The organism is Streptosporangium sp. NPDC002544 (assembly GCF_040295965.1).
Lineage (GTDB): Bacteria > Actinomycetota > Actinomycetes > Streptosporangiales > Streptosporangiaceae > Streptosporangium.
This window is the reverse complement of record NZ_JBEOWJ010000056.1, coordinates 31898-45987: the sequence shown is the minus strand read 5'-3', so window position 1 is coordinate 45987 and position 14090 is coordinate 31898. Positions and strand designations below refer to the sequence as shown.

General features: G+C 69.6%; 13 protein-coding genes and 1 pseudogene. 6 read left to right on the top strand and 8 right to left on the bottom strand.

Going from position 1 to position 14090, the window contains the following annotated elements; all coding sequences use genetic code 11:
- The 7 genes and pseudogenes from ABT061_RS45950 to ABT061_RS45920 form a co-directional block, all read right to left on the bottom strand.
- A pseudogene (locus tag ABT061_RS45950) lies at window positions 1–425 on the bottom strand (glycosyl transferase); the annotation flags it as partial.
- 36 nt (window positions 426–461) lie between these two features.
- Entirely contained in the window at window positions 462–1457 is a 996-nt protein-coding gene (locus tag ABT061_RS45945) for an NAD-dependent epimerase/dehydratase family protein (protein ID WP_350930014.1), read from the bottom strand.
- A 45-nt stretch (window positions 1458–1502) separates the two neighbouring features.
- Window positions 1503–2078: a GNAT family N-acetyltransferase gene (locus ABT061_RS45940; protein ID WP_350930013.1), complete on the bottom strand. Its 576-nt coding sequence runs from the start codon at window positions 2076–2078 to the stop codon at window positions 1503–1505.
- Window positions 2079–2141: 63 nt separating this feature from the next.
- Complete coding sequence (locus ABT061_RS45935) at window positions 2142–3134, bottom strand: aldo/keto reductase (RefSeq protein WP_350930012.1); 993 nt, start codon at window positions 3132–3134, stop codon at window positions 2142–2144.
- A gap of 35 nt (window positions 3135–3169) precedes the next feature.
- Window positions 3170–4846: a PH domain-containing protein gene (locus tag ABT061_RS45930; protein ID WP_350930011.1), complete on the bottom strand. Its 1677-nt coding sequence runs from the start codon at window positions 4844–4846 to the stop codon at window positions 3170–3172.
- Window positions 4843–5373, bottom strand: a complete 531-nt coding sequence (locus ABT061_RS45925) for a PH domain-containing protein (protein WP_350930010.1) — start codon at window positions 5371–5373, stop codon at window positions 4843–4845. The genes ABT061_RS45930 and ABT061_RS45925 overlap by 4 nt, the downstream gene beginning before the upstream one ends.
- 211 nt (window positions 5374–5584) lie before the next feature.
- Window positions 5585–5917, bottom strand: coding sequence for a hypothetical protein (locus ABT061_RS45920; protein WP_350930009.1), 333 nt, complete (start codon window positions 5915–5917; stop codon window positions 5585–5587).
- A gap of 463 nt (window positions 5918–6380) precedes the next feature.
- Between ABT061_RS45920 and ABT061_RS45915 the strand changes: the two genes are divergently transcribed.
- The 6 genes from ABT061_RS45915 (at window position 6381) to ABT061_RS45890 (ending at window position 12466) form a co-directional block, all read left to right on the top strand.
- Window positions 6381–6911, top strand: a complete 531-nt coding sequence (locus ABT061_RS45915) for a GNAT family N-acetyltransferase (RefSeq protein ID WP_350930008.1) — start codon at window positions 6381–6383, stop codon at window positions 6909–6911.
- Between the two features lie 53 nt (window positions 6912–6964).
- The gene (locus ABT061_RS45910) at window positions 6965–8074 is read left to right on the top strand and encodes a DegT/DnrJ/EryC1/StrS family aminotransferase (protein ID WP_350930007.1); all 1110 of its coding nucleotides are present in this window, start codon (window positions 6965–6967) and stop codon (window positions 8072–8074) included.
- Window positions 8075–8136: 62 nt separating this feature from the next.
- Window positions 8137–9540, top strand: a complete 1404-nt coding sequence (locus ABT061_RS45905) for an NDP-hexose 2,3-dehydratase family protein (RefSeq protein ID WP_350930006.1) — start codon at window positions 8137–8139, stop codon at window positions 9538–9540.
- Window positions 9541–9582: 42 nt separating this feature from the next.
- Window positions 9583–10692, top strand: coding sequence for a nucleotide disphospho-sugar-binding domain-containing protein (locus tag ABT061_RS45900; RefSeq protein ID WP_350930005.1), 1110 nt, complete (start codon window positions 9583–9585; stop codon window positions 10690–10692).
- A gap of 31 nt (window positions 10693–10723) precedes the next feature.
- Entirely contained in the window at window positions 10724–11350 is a 627-nt protein-coding gene (locus ABT061_RS45895; RefSeq protein WP_350930004.1) for a dTDP-4-dehydrorhamnose 3,5-epimerase family protein, read from the top strand.
- 123 nt (window positions 11351–11473) lie between these two features.
- On the top strand, window positions 11474–12466 hold the full coding sequence (locus tag ABT061_RS45890; RefSeq protein WP_350930003.1) for a Gfo/Idh/MocA family protein: 993 nt from the start codon (window positions 11474–11476) through the stop codon (window positions 12464–12466).
- 52 nt (window positions 12467–12518) lie between these two features.
- Here ABT061_RS45890 and ABT061_RS45885 read toward each other — a convergent pair whose 3' ends face one another.
- Window positions 12519–14084, bottom strand: a complete 1566-nt coding sequence (locus tag ABT061_RS45885; protein ID WP_350930002.1) for a glycosyltransferase family 39 protein — start codon at window positions 14082–14084, stop codon at window positions 12519–12521.
- Window positions 14085–14090: the final 6 nt, after the last annotated feature.

The following is a 14090-nucleotide window of genomic DNA, read 5'->3' as shown; positions in this document are numbered from 1 at the left end:
GCGATCGGTGCGGCGAAGGTCAGTGGTTCCCAGATGACCAGGTCGGGCTGCCAGGAGCGGGCGAACTCCACCAGACCCCCGATGATCGGGAAGTTGCTCACCCGGTGCCAGCCCCGCACCGCCTTCGCCATTCCCGGCCTGAGGTAGTCCCAGGTGGCCTTGGCCGGGGCGTCGAAGGCGTCGTACGGCGCCATGATGCCGACGCGCAGGGCGTCGAGCATGTCCTGCCTGTTCTGGGTGATCCGCCACGAGCTGCGGTCCTCGCCCACCGGCACGGCGGTCAGGCCGGCCTGGGTGATCACCTTGGCGAAGGAGGGCTGACCGGCGACGCACACCTCGTGGCCGGCCGTGCGCAGCGCCCAGGCCAGTGGCACAAGGTACTGGAAGATGCTCTTTTCCGGGTTCACCGCGAACAGGACGCGCACGGGGCTCTCTCCTCCTTCGGTCAGGCGGTCGGACGGTCAGGCGGACTCGTGCACGATGGCGGCCGCCGCGCTCTCCAGCCCGTCCAGCAGCGGCACGCGGGCGGCCCAGCCGGTGGCCTCCTGGAACGCCGACGGGTCGGCCACGAAGTCCAGCACGTCCGTGGGCATGGAGTGCTCCGCGGGCGCGACCGAGACGACCGGCACCGGCGGCCGTCCCGAACGGTTGGCGACGACTTTCGAGATCATCGAGAACAGGTCGGCGACGCTGGTCACCTGACCCGTGCCGACCAGCCAGTGCCGCCCGGAGACCGCCTCGGCCCGGTCCAGCGCGGTGACGAACGCGGCGGCCGCATCGTCGACGCAGAGCAGGTCGCGTTTGGTGGAACCGTCGTGCCACACCGTCAGCGGCTGCTGGGCGAACGCGCGGCGCATCATCACCGAGACCACACCCCGGTCCAGCGTGATCGGGTCCGTCCCCCGGCTGTAGAGAGTGGCCAGCCGCAGCGTGCTGCCCCGGATCAGTCCCTCGGCGTCGGCGGCCTCGATCGCGCGCTCCGCGGCCAGCTTGTGCCGGTCGTACGCGGTCAGCGGCTCGTCCGGTTCGCTGCCGTCGAGCCGGGCGGACAGGGAATGCCCCGCCTGTGAGACCGAGCCGGCGAACACCACAGTCGGTGGCCGCTCCGGGCGTTGTGCCCGGACCGCCTCGATGAGGTCGTGGACCAGGCCGAGGTTGACCCGTTCCGCGGCCGGGTCGGCCGCGGCCGCCCGCCACGTGCTCGCCTTTCCCATGTGCGCGACCAGGTGGATCACCGCGTCGGCGCCACGGACCGCCTCGGCGACGGCGTCGCCTCCGGTCAGGTCGAGGGGGCGCACCTCCACCTCGGCGCGGGGCCGCCGTGGGACGGTGGTGGGCCGGCGCCCGACGAGCCTGAGGCGGACCGGTCTGGCCGCCAGTTCGCGGGTGACGGCCGTCCCGAGGAGGCCCGAGGCGCCGAGCACGGTGATCAGTGGTTTCGCGGCTGTCGTCGCCACGTCATCTCCTTCGTCGTCGTAGCCGGGGAGCCGCGACCGCCGTCGTCAAGACAACACGTCGAGTGGCTGAGCCGGCGCGGCCCGCCAGCTCAGCGACGGGGGAAGCACACCGTCGGCGTTCTTGTCGACGTACTCCTCCCACCCGGCGCGCTCGATCTGGAAGTTGTGCAGGTCCCAGTGGCGTCCGCGGAAGTACATGTGGTCGCGCAGTGCGCCGATCTCCTGGTCACCGGTCGTGAGCCCGAAGGAGGCGAAGCTGGCCTCGGTGGTCTGTCCGATCACCCGGTCGATGTCCAGCGTGGCGAAGGCGTAGTTGACCAGCAGCAGGATGGCCTCGGAGCCCACGCCCAGCCGGGCTCGCCGGGGGTCCAGGTAGACGGCGCACCTGATGTGCCCGGCCGGGTCGAGCGCGTGGAGCCCGCCGAAGCCCAGACGCTCGCCGGTGCTCCTCGTGGTGACGTGGAAGATGGCGTGTGCCCTCATCGTTCCCCGGGCAGGCCGTACCGCCGGGCGGATGCTCTCCACGCCGGTGCGCACGAAGACCTGGGCGAAGTCCGCCTGGTCGGTGCTGCTCGCCGGATGGAACGCGATGCGGCGTGACGCCGTGTGCGGAAAGAGCAATTTCTCATGTCCCGTCGTCTGATGTGGTGAGGGTCCGGTGGGCCATTCGCCGCCGTGGCTCGGTCAGGTCCGGCGCGTCGGCCGGTCGGCGCCCGCGGAACGGAACTGGTCCCAGCTCATCTCGCCCACCGCCTGCGGCAGGTCGTCGATGTCACGCAGGTCCTCGGAGGTGAGGTGCAGGTCGACCGCGGCCGCGTTGTCCCTGAGCCAGTGGAGCTTCCGCGTCCCGGGGATGGGCACCACGTTGTCCCCCTGAGCCAGGGTCCAGGCGATCGCCACCTGCGCCGGGGTGGCCCCGTGCCGGGCGCCGACCCTGCGCAGGCCCTCGACGATCGCGTGGTTGGCGCTCATCGCGTCGGGCAGGAAGCGCGGGTCCCGGTTGCGGGAGTCCTCCGTGCCGATGGCCGAGTGGTCGATCTTGCCGGACAGGTATCCGCGGCCGAGGGGGGCGAAGGCGAGGAACCCCACGTTGTTCTTCTGGCTCCACGGCAGTACGTCCTCGCGGTTGGCCGTGGCCCACACCGACAGCTCGTACTGCACGGCGGTGATCGGGAACACCGAGTGGAGCAGTTCCAGCTCGTCACAGGTGGCGTGCGAGATGCCCAGAGCCCGGACCTTTCCCTCGGTGACCAGCTCGCCCAGGGCTCCCCAGGTCTCGACGAGGGGGACGGCGGGGTCGACGCGGTGCAACTGGTACAGGTCGATGACGTCCACCTGGAGCCGCTGGAGCGATCCCTCGCAGGCGGCTCGCAGGTAGTCGGGCCGGCCGTTGCGGTGGAACTTGCCGTCCGGCATGACCACCAGGCCGCACTTGGTGGCGATCGTCACGTCGTCCCGATGCGATCTGAGCGCCCGTCCCAGAAGCAGTTCGTTGGTGAACGGCCCGTAGACGTCGGCCGTGTCGAAGATGTCGATGCCGTAGGAGACGGCTCGGTGGATGACCCGGACGGACTCCTCGTCGTCCCGCTCGGTCGGCCCGTAGCCGTGGGACATGGAGCTGCAGCCGAGGCCGATCGCGCTCACGGAGAAACCGTCCGTGAGATTGGTCGTGCGCATTTTCTACCCCCTGTCCACCAGGTAGGTGATCTAGGTCAGCTGGACGAGTTCTCGTGGCTCATGTCGGGTGGTGGATCTCCGGTCGGCCGGTCCGCGAGGAACTCGGCCACCAGCTCCGGGGTTCCGCTGTGGACGAACGTCACGGTCTCGTCGGCGGCGAGGTCCGGTATCTCGTAGAAGCGAGCTCCGGCCGCGCTCGACACTCGGACGGTCTTCAGACCCAGGGCGCGCTGGAGAAGCGACTGGCTCAGCGTCCAGCCGATCACTCCCCGGTGCTGGAGCACGACGGTCGCCCGCCTTATCAGTCCGGACCGCGCCACGAGGTACGGCCCCGCCATCGTGTGCCCAAGCGACCGGTAGGCGACGAAGGCGAGTACTCCGCCCACCGGCATCAGTGCGACCGGGATCAGCCAGAGCCCGCGGACGAGGGCTCCCGTCGCCCCCAGCCAGGCCAGCAGGCCGGCGACGATCCCCAGCGTGAGGATGGTGCCCACCAGCCTGCGGTACAGCGCGGTACGTGGGTGCGCGCGAAGCGGTGCCTGCAGCGGCCGATGCTCGTCCCCGAGCACGAGAACCGCCACCCGGTGGGCCTCGCTGACGTGTGTCCGCGGCAGGATGGCGCTGGAGGCGTCGCTGCCGGGAATCCAGCGCAGCCCGGTTGAGATGACCTCCGTCTCGGCGAGCCCCATCCACCGGGAGAGCAGCGGCTCGCTGATGTGGATCCCGCGCAGGCGCCGGTCGTCGCGGTAGACCTCGCGCGTCTGGAAGAGTCCCTGCCTGGTGAGCAGCGCCGTGCCGTCGTCGGTCCTGGTGCGGACCAGCTCGAAGTTCCACCTCTCCTTGACGAAGGAGATCGCGAGGCCGACCGTGCCGAGCAGGAAGCCGCCACCGGCTCCGACGGCGATCGACCAGCCGACCCCGAGGGCCTCCCACCCGATCGCGTCACGGATGATCTCCATGAGGTCGACGTCGAACATCTGCAGCGTCAGGCTCGTGCTCCACAGGAACAGTGCCGCGGCGAGGAAGGCCCAGACGCTGAGCACGTTGTAGAAGAACCAGGACCACTGGAGCCGGGCGAGAAGGGTCTCCTCCACCGCCCGCTCCGGGACCTCGGGCTGGGCGGCGTCGTTCCGCTGGACGCCCAGGAGATCGTCGCGGATCTTCTCGGCCTGATCCTTGGCGACCGCGTCGAGCTTGAACGACGTGCGGGCCTCGCCGGAGGCGATGGTCACCACGCGGAGCCCGGTGAGCCGGTGCCGGAGTTTCGCGCCGGTGTCCACCGTACGGATCCGGTCCCTGGGAACCGAGCGGTACTTGCGGACCAGCAGCCCCCTGCGGATCTCGACCCTGTCCTCGGTGATCCGGAACCGGGTGGTCAGCCAGCGTCGCAGGGCCATGACGCTGACCACGACCCCCAGCGCGCTGGCGATGAGGACCGGCCAGGCGTCGAAACCCCGCCCGAAGACGACGGTGACGAGCACGCTGGGAAGAATGGTGAGCACGAACCTGGTCGCGTCGACCCACGCCAACCGGCTGTTCAGGCGTTGCCACGGGACCTCCTCGCCGTCCGGCGCCCGAGCCTCCGTCTGCCCGCCCGCCGACGCCGGCACCTCCGCCGGTCCCTCCGTCGGCACCGGCGTCGGCAGTGGTGCGGTGGGCGGGGGCGTCAGAACCTCGGGGAGAGGCTCGTCCACCGACTTCCCGGTGTTCACGTGGCATCTCCCGGCGTGGCCTGAGTGATCTCGGTGAGCCGGTGCGAGTGCTCCTCCGCCACTGCGGCGTTCAGCCCCGCGATGCTGATCGCGCCCTCCCTGGACGCGGTGGTCACCTTGAGCGTGGCCAGCCCCAGCATGGTCTGCAGGGGGCCTCTCCTGGTGTCGATGGACTGGATGCGCGAGATGGGGGTGATCCGCCATTCGCGGGTTATCCAGCCATTCAGCGCGTAGACGGCCTGGTCGGTGATCTCCCAGCGGTGCACCAGATAACGCCAGGTGGGCATGACCGCGATGTTCACCGCATAAATCACCGCGAAAATCACCAGTACCGGACCCAGCCACGGCCGGGTGTCGGGCAGCAGCGCGTAGGCGATGCCGAGGCCACTGACAACGAGTATTCCCCAGATCAGTGCGTTGAGCGTCCACATGAGGATCGCCCGGCGTTCGATCCGGTGCTTCGGAGGGCGTAGCACGAGCGGTTCTCGGGTCTGTTCTGGGGAGGCCGCATACGATGTGTCAGGCATGTCGTGATCCTGTGTCAGTGGGGTCTCCGGGCATAATGAACGGCCTGTCGTCTGAAGCGGTTCCGGTAAATGGGACCGATTTTTGGACGCTTGTTTTTGGGCGTGCGCGGCACATGACTGCGTTTTCTCCGCCCGTCGGCCGACGCCTCGGATTCCGGTCATGCCACCGCCGCGCTGTCTCGCTGGCGGGACAGCGCACGGGCCGGTGGCGCTACACCGGCGTCGTCTGCTCGCGGAGCTCCTCCGAGGACTCCTGCCGCTGCTCGTCGTCGTCCTTGGCCGTGAAGCGGACGATGAACTCGGCGAGGTCGCGGAACGTCTCGCCCTCGAAGCCCTCGAACCGCTCCAGGAGTTTCAACTGCGTGGTGTTCTCCAGCTCCAGCAGGACCTGGACCATCGAGAACGAGTCGAGGTCGTGCAGGGACTCCGGCTGGGGCACGTCGGGCTGCTCGGCACAGATCATTTCCGCCGTGCCCCGTACCATTCGCTCCACATCGTCGATCAGGGTGAGGTCGACGCCGGCGGCAAGGTCTTTATCCGACATGTCTTTTGTCCTTTCGTGCGGTCGCGGTGATATCTACGCGAGTTTCGAATCGACACCGCTTCGAAGTGCTTTCGCGGGTCCCGCTCAGAAACGGAGCTTTGTAGGTGGACGCCTAAACGTCGACGACAGTAGCCACGGCGTCGCGGCGGGGGCAATAGCGTAAGACTGGTTCGCCGTACGGTCTCATGCTTTTCCATGGCGATGGAAATGTCAGTGGGATTCCGATGAACGATCCGGTGTGGTAGACCTGGTAAACACCCGAAGGGTTTCGGCTCCCCGGTCTTCAGAAGGCGTGCTGATTCGATGCGCGCCTGCCCTGTCCCGCTGGCGGGACGGGCGGACGGCCTACGGTATGAGACCGCACATGTTTTCCCGATCGATGTCCAGAGATCTGTGCCGTCTGGCGGGTGAATGCCATTTCATGTCGCCGGAACCCGGACTCAGAAACGAGGATGACCGAGAAATGCTCTTTCCCCACACCGAGTCCAGGCAGATCGAGTTGCGGCCGGCGGGTGTCAAGGACGCTGCCAAGGTCTACGACATCCTGTTCCGGCTGGGACACAGTGGTCTGCCGGTGATCGACAGGTTCGTGGACACCTTCGGGCAGGGGCTGGCCGCCTGTTTCCTGGTGCACCGCAAGGACACCGGGGAGATAGTCGGATTCAGCACGTTGTCCGACCTCTCTCCGGCGGGTCACCTCCGGGCCGAGGTCCACCTGGCCGGTCAGCCGGACGAGATCCGGACGGACGCGGTCGCGCTCACGGTCAACTTCGCCTTCGCGATGTGGCGCACCAGAAAGGTGTACTTCCACGCCGTCGAGGCCGGTGCCGAGAGTCTCGGATTCACCGAGCCGCACACGGCGATGGTCGAGGCCGAAGCCGTTCTGCCCAAGCACATGTACTTCCACGGCCGGGTGTGGGACGTCCACGTTTTCGCGATCTATCGCGAGAGCTGGGACGCGCACGGCGTGGATCTTCTCAAGCACATCGTCTGAGTCCCCGGCCACATGCCGAACGGGTCTCCGCGTATTGGAGGTGACGTGCCCCGATGACCCTCTACGTATGGGGTTATCTGCCGGAGTACGAGAAGGAACGCGACGACATCCTCGATGCGGTCGACACGGTGTTCCGCTCGGGGCAGCTGGTGCTTGGACCGAGGGTCCGGGCATTCGAGCAGGAGTTCGCGGCCTATCACGGTGTCGAGCACTGCGTGGGAGTCGACAACGGGACGAACGCCATCGTGCTCGGACTGCGGGCCCTCGGGGTCGGCGCCGGGGACGAGGTGATCACTGTCTCGAACACGGCGGCGCCCACGGTGCTGGCGATCGACGCGGTGGGTGCCACACCGGTGTTCGTCGACATCGACCCGGAGACCTACCTGATGGACGTCGAGCAGGTGGCGGGAGTCATCAGCGACCGCACCCGGTGCATCCTGCCGGTCCATCTGTACGGCCAGTGCGTGGACCTGGCGCCCCTGGAGGCGATCGCCGCGAAGCACGGCCTGCCGATCCTGGAGGACTGCGCACAGGCGCACGGCGCCCGCCGGCACGGCCGTATCGCGGGCTCGACGGGTAAGGCGGCGGCGTTCTCGTTCTACCCGACGAAGGTGCTGGGGGCGTACGGCGACGGCGGCGCGACCATGACCGGCGACGCCGAGGTCGCCGCCAACCTGCGCCGGCTGCGCTACTACGGGATGGAGAGCCAGTACTACGTCGTGAGCACGCCCGGCTACAACAGCAGGCTCGACGAGGTACAGGCCGAGATCCTCCGCCGCAAGCTGACCCGGCTCGACGACTACATCGCCAAGCGGCGCGCGATCGCGGCACGCTACGAGCAGGCGTTCGCGGACACCGAGCTGGTGACTCCCAGGACGGCGCCGGGCAACGACCACGTGTACTACGTCTACGTGGTGCGCCACCCCAGGCGGGACAAGATCATAGAGGCCCTCAAGGCGCGCGACATCTCGCTGAACATCAGCTACCCGTGGCCGGTGCACACCCAGTCGGGCTTCGCCCACCTCGGCTATGAGAAGGGGTCCCTGCCGGTCACCGAGGCGGCGGCCGACGAGATCTTCTCCCTGCCCATGTTCCCCTCGCTCTCCGACACCGATCAGGAGCGGGTCATCGACACGTTGCGTGCCGTACTGGCCACGGTTTGAGCGCTGCCCGCGCGCACCGACGGCCACCCGAACGAACCGAGGACAGGAAGAGGCCCGCCACCATGACCCGACTCGCCGCGTCGCACGCGGGAACGGACGGCAGAGCAGACGACGGTGCGCTCATGTCCATCTCCGGCTTCCATGACTGGTGGGCCGAACGGAACGCGGCCGGCCACTTCGCCGTGCGGCGGATCCCCTTCTCCGAGCTGGAGTCGTGGGCCTTCGAACCGGACACCGGCAACCTCGGACACGAGAGCGGCCGGTTCTTCACGATCGAGGGCCTGCGGGTGCGGGACGGCGGTGTGGAGACCTGGTCGCAGCCGATCATCAACCAGCCGGAGATCGGCATCCTCGGCATCGTCGTCAAGGAGTTCGACGGTGTCCTGCACTGCCTGATGCAGGCGAAGATGGAGCCCGGCAACGTCAACACGCTCCAGCTCTCGCCGACCGTGCAGGCGACGCGCAGCAACTACACCCGGGTGCACCGCGGCACCGGCACTCCGTATCTGGAGTGCTTCATCGGGCCGGACCGCGGCGAGGTTCTGGTGGACGTCCTGCAGTCGGAGCAGGGGGCCTGGTTCTGGCGCAAGCGCAACCGCAACATGGTGGTGCTCGTGACCGGGGACATCCCCGTCCGCGAGGACTTCTGCTGGCTCAGCCTGGCCCAGCTCCGCGAACTGACCCGAATCGACAACCTGGTCAACATGGACGCGCGGACGGTGCTGTCGTGCATGCCGTTCGCGCTGCCGCAGGAGGACGGCGCACCGACCGACGACGCCTTCAGGGACGCGCTCGTCCGCTCCTACCAGTACCAGGCGGACGGCACGGAGACGCGGCCGCTGCACACGGCGGGGGAGATCCTCAGCTGGTTCACCGAGGCGAAGACCCGCTGCGACTGGACCGCCCGGCTGGTGCCCCTGGAGGGCGTCGCCGGCTGGAAGCGCGGTGACGACGAGATCGCCGACCACGAGGGCCGGCGGTTCCGCATCATCGCGGTCGAGGCGGAGGCCGGAACCCGGGAGGTCCAGCGCTGGACACAGCCCCTGCTGTACCCCCGCGGCCGGGGACGGGCGGTGTTCTTCGCGCGGTCCATCCGGGGCGTGCTGCATCTGCTCGTCCAGGCCAGGCCGGAGTACGGTCTGATGGACATGGTGGAGATGGCGCCGACCGTCCACCTTCTGCCGGGCACGGAGCCCACGGACGTCGACGACCCGTTCACCCGGGACCTGCTGATCTCCCAGCCGGGTGTCACGCACTACGACACCGTGCTGTCCGAGGAGGGCGGGCGCTTCTACAAGGCGCTCACCAGGTACCAGATCATCGAGGCCGATGAGACGATGCCGATCGACGTGCCGCCGAACTTCCGCTGGATGACCGTTCGGCAGCTACTGGATCTGCTCCGACACGGTCACTATCTCAACATCGAGGCGCGCAGCCTGCTTGCCTGCATGCACAGCCTTTGCTGACCGCCGGCCACGCGCGGGCCGAGGAGACGAAGTGGAGTCACCGTGCGACTGCTGTTCACGACTGCGCCGCTGCGTGGCCATTTCTTCCCCCTGGTGCCGCTGGCCTGGGCCGCCCGCGCCGCCGGTCATGACGTCCTGGTCGCCACCACGGACGGTTTCGCCGCCGTCGTGGTGCGGTCCGGACTGCCCGCCGCGTCCTTCGGTTCCGCGACGGACTTCGTCGAGCTGGTCGGCGACGAGCCGGCCGCCTCGGCGGCCGACGCCGAACGCCGCAGGCACGCCCACGGGCGCGCCTTCGGCCGCATCTCGGGCCAGTGCCTGCCCGGCGCGCGCGAGCTGGTCAAGGCGTGGCGGCCGGACCTCGTGGTGAGCGAGCGCGCGGAGTTCGCCGGACCGCTCGCCGCCGCGGCCGCCGGTGTGCCGTACGTGGAGTACCAGTGGGGCGTGGCGCCGCTTGCGGAGTACCGGTCGGCCGTGCGGGGGGAGCTCGGGATCGAGCCGCCCGTACCGGTCGAGGTGCTCAACCCGTGGCCGCCGGGCATGCGGCTGCCGCACGCGGCGGGGCACCAGAGCGTGCGCAACGTGCCCTACACCGGCGACGCCCGGGTGCCCGGCTGGGTCTTCCCGGAGCGCCGGCGGCCGCGGGTGTGCGTCACCCTGGGCACGGTGGTGCCGCGGATCGGGGCGCGGCTGCTGGGCGACCTGGTCGTGCCGGTCCTGGAACGCCTGGCCCGGCACGGCGCCGAGCTCGTGGTCGCGGCGGACGAGGAGGTCGTGGCCGCCTGGCCCGCGCTGGCGGCGACCGCCCACCGGGTCGGCAGGCTTCCGCTCGCGCAGGTGCTGCCGACCTGCGACCTGGTGGTGAACCACGGAGGGCACGGCACCGTCCTGACCGCCCTGTCCGCGGGCCGGCCGCAGCTGGTGCTCCCGCAGTTCGACGACCAGTTCGACAACGCGGGGGCGGTGGTCGGCGCGGGGGCGGGGATGTGGCTGCCTCCCGAGGAGGCCACTCCCGAGCTGGTCGCCGAGCGGTGCCTGGCGCTCCTCGCGGACGCCCGCTTCACCGTGGCCGCGGCCGATGTCGCCGCCGAGATCGCCGCGCAGCCGGCTCCGGTGGACGTCGTATACCTGTTGGAGAAGCTGGCGGTCTGATCGCCGGAACGACTCGAGGAGCCTTCCGCACATGTTCCAGTCGCTGTCGATAACCGAGCTGTCGGTGCCCAACGCGTACCGCCTGACTCCGGAGCAGCATCATGACCGCCGCGGGTACTTCATGGAGGCGTTCCGCGCCGAGACGATCTCCGAGGCGATCGGTTACCCCTTCGTGGTCGGGCAGGTGAACTACTCGCTCAGCCGCCGCAACACATTGCGGGGGATCCACGGCACCGTTCTGCCGCCGGGCCAGGCCAAGCTGGTCACGTGCGTGCGCGGCGCGGTGCTCGACGTCGTGGTGGACCTGCGGGTGGGCTCACCCACGTACGGGAAGTACGAGATGACCCGCCAGGACGAGGACTCGGGCATCGCGGTGTACCTCGCCGACGGCCTGGGGCACGCCTTCCTGGCGCTGACCGACGACGCCTGCATGAACTACGTGTGCTCGGCGGCGTACATTCCGGGGACGATGCTCGAGATCGATCCGCTGGATCCGGAGATCGGCATCCCCTGGGGCCTCACCGAGCCTCCGATCATGTCGGAGAAGGACGCCGGCGCGCTCACCCTGGCCGAAGCGGAGTCGAAGGGGCTCCTCAGCACCTACGAGGAATGCCTCGCCCACTACGCGGAGCTGAAGACGGCCCCGCGGCCGTTCTGACGATGCCGCCGCACTGTCCCTGCCCGACCACCTGATGTTCCGTCCTCTGCCGAGCGGAGTTCCCCTGATGTCGACTTTCTCCTCACGGATAAATCCGGGGGCCTTCACGCTGGAAGGATTCCGATGAGTGCCAGCACCCCTGACAGGCTGCGCATGGGGGTCATGGGATGCGCGGACATCGCCTGGCGGCGGACCCTTCCCGCGATGCGCGACGACCCGTCCGTGGAGGTCGTCGCGATCGCGAGCCGGGACATGCGGCGGGCGAAACAGTTCACCGACCGGTTCGGGGGAGCGCCGATCGAAGGATACGGCTCGCTGCTCGACCGCCCGGACGTGGACGCCGTCTACATTCCGCTGCCCGCGCTGCTGCACGCGGAGTGGATCGAGCGGTCCATCGAGGCCGGCGTGCACATCCTGGTCGAGAAACCGATGACGAGCGGCTACGCGGAGACCGGCCGCCTGCTCGCGCTCGCCCGCTCGCGCGGTCTCGTGCTGCTGGAGAACTACATGTTCCTCCACCACTCCCAGCACGCCACCGTGCGCAAGCTGGTCGCCGACGGCGCGATCGGGGAACTGCGCGGGTTCTCCAGCGCCTTCACCTTCCCGCCCAAGCCGGAGGGCGACATCCGCTACCTGCGCGACGTCGGCGGCGGCGCCTTCGTCGACTTCGGGGGCTACCCGGTCCGCGCGGCGCTGCACTTCCTCGGCGGTGACCTCCAGGTGGTCGGCGCCGCCTTCAGGCACGACCACAAGCGGGACGTGGTGATGTCGGGCGACGTGCTGCTGAGCACGCCGCAGGGGGTTTCGGCTCAGCTGACCTTCGGCATGGAGCACTCCTACCGCAACAGTTACCGGCTGGCGGGGAGTACCGGCAGGATCCTGCTGGACCGGGTGTTCACCCCACCGGAGGCACACCGGCCGGTGCTGCGGATCGAGCGCCAGGACCACCGGGAGGAACTGATCCTGCCGGCCGACCACCAGTTCGCGAACGTGATCGGTGCCTTCGTGCGCTCGGTGCTGCACGGTGGCGACGTCCGGCCACAGCAGGAGGGAAGCCTGCAGCAGGCGGCCCTGATCGAGCGGATCCAGCAGGTGGCGCTGCACTTCGAGATCTGAGACCACATGCGTGAGGGCGGGCCGATCGCGGCCCGCCCTCACGCATGTGGTCTCAGGAGCCGGGTCTGGCCCGCCGGGCGGCGTCCTCCCGCTTCAGCAGCGGCCAGATCCGCGACCAGGCCGCGGTACGTCCTTCGCAGAACCAGATCGGAGTGCCGATCCCGAGGCCGATCCTGCCCTCGACGGTGCCCACCTGCCGGACGCCGGAGAACATCGACCGCAGCTCGTCGTTCATCCCGCCGACGTAGAGGACCGGGCCCGGTTCCTCCGGCGGGGTCGCCAGGTAGCCGTACCCGCGGTGCCCGCTGTACGGGTGCGGCAGCCCCTGCCTGGTGCCCAGCACCTCCAGGGCGCCCGCCTGCCAGAAGTATCGGGTGAGGACCGTGGTCCGGTCCCGGCTGGCCGGTGGCAGCGCGTTGTAGGCCCGGGTGACCGAGTTCGCGAGCTCGGGCCAGCCGAGCTGGAGGAAGGCCTCCAGCATGTCCGACCGTTCCTGCGGGGTGGTCGGCTGCCTGAGCTCCGCGACCGGGGTGATCGGCAGCTGCACCAGCGGCAGCAGCGCCGCCAGCACGAAGACCGGCCAGCTGACGGTCCAGCGCCACCAGCGGGCCGGCCGGTGCCGCTCCATCCGTACCGCCGCCGCCGCGAAGGCGAGGGGGAACACCCCGCCGACGTAGGTGAAGCGGCCACCGGCCGCGAGCAGGACGGCGATCACGCCGAGCACGGTCCACCCGAGAAAGCGGTGGTCACGCAGGTCGGGGCAGCGCAGCAGCGCCCACAGGCCGTAACAGAACAGCACCGTCCCGACCGGGATGCCGGTGACCAGCAGTAGCAGCGGCAGGAACATCGGCCGGCCGCCCCAGAGCATCTCGTTCTCTCCGGTCAGCGCGGCGGCCACCTGGAGCTGCGGCCACCCGTGGACGGTCTGCCAGACCAGTCCGGGCAGCGTGGCGACCACCGCGATCGCGGCCCCCGCCCACAGCGCCGGCCGCCGCAGCAGGTCGCGCGGGCCGACCGCGAGCACGCTCACCGCCAGAGCCGCCCAGAAGACCGGGATGAGGAACTTGACCTGCAACGCCACGGCCGTGACGACGCCGGCCCACAGCAGCGGCAGGTCGGCGCTCCGGCCGGTCCTGCCCTCGCCGCGCAGCCGGACCCAGCGGACCACCAGCAGTCCGGCCGTCATCCACAGCACGACGTCGAAGGTCTCGGTGTCGAGCCTGCCCGCCTGGCCGAGGAACGCGATCGCGTAGGCGGCGGCCGCCATGACCTGCGCCCGCCCCCGGCCGCCCATCTCCCGCGCGATCTGCGCGGTGACCACGACACCGGCCGCGACCACGAGCAGGTCCAGCAGCCGGAGCGCGAGCAGCGAACCGGGGAACAGGGCGTCGGTCAGCGCGGCCAGCAGCGGCACGAGCGGCGGCTGGTCGGCGTATCCCCAGGCCGGCTGCCGGCCGGCCGCGATGAAGTAGAGCTCGTCGATGTTGTAGCCGTAGCCGTCGATGAGCAGCGCCACCGGCACGACGACGGCCGCGACGATCAGCGACAACGGTTTCCAGGCGAGCGGGTGGTACTCCCGGCGGGGCCGGGCCGACGGCTCAAGCGCGATGATGGCCAATGATGG

Bases quoted from the DNA above. Each gene is read 5' to 3' on its own strand.
- ABT061_RS45935 (WP_350930012.1), bottom strand. From the start codon at position 3,134: ATGCGCACGACCAATCTCACGGACGGTTTCTCCGTGAGCGCGATCGGC.
- ABT061_RS45925 (WP_350930010.1), bottom strand. From the start codon at position 5,373: ATGCCTGACACATCGTATGCGGCCTCCCCAGAACAGACCCGAGAACCG.
- ABT061_RS45920 (WP_350930009.1), bottom strand. From the start codon at position 5,917: ATGTCGGATAAAGACCTTGCCGCCGGCGTCGACCTCACCCTGATCGAC.
- ABT061_RS45915 (WP_350930008.1), top strand. From the start codon at position 6,381: ATGCTCTTTCCCCACACCGAGTCCAGGCAGATCGAGTTGCGGCCGGCG.
- ABT061_RS45910 (WP_350930007.1), top strand. From the start codon at position 6,965: ATGACCCTCTACGTATGGGGTTATCTGCCGGAGTACGAGAAGGAACGC.
- ABT061_RS45905 (WP_350930006.1), top strand. From the start codon at position 8,137: ATGACCCGACTCGCCGCGTCGCACGCGGGAACGGACGGCAGAGCAGAC.
- ABT061_RS45895 (WP_350930004.1), top strand. From the start codon at position 10,724: ATGTTCCAGTCGCTGTCGATAACCGAGCTGTCGGTGCCCAACGCGTAC.
- ABT061_RS45890 (WP_350930003.1), top strand. From the start codon at position 11,474: ATGAGTGCCAGCACCCCTGACAGGCTGCGCATGGGGGTCATGGGATGC.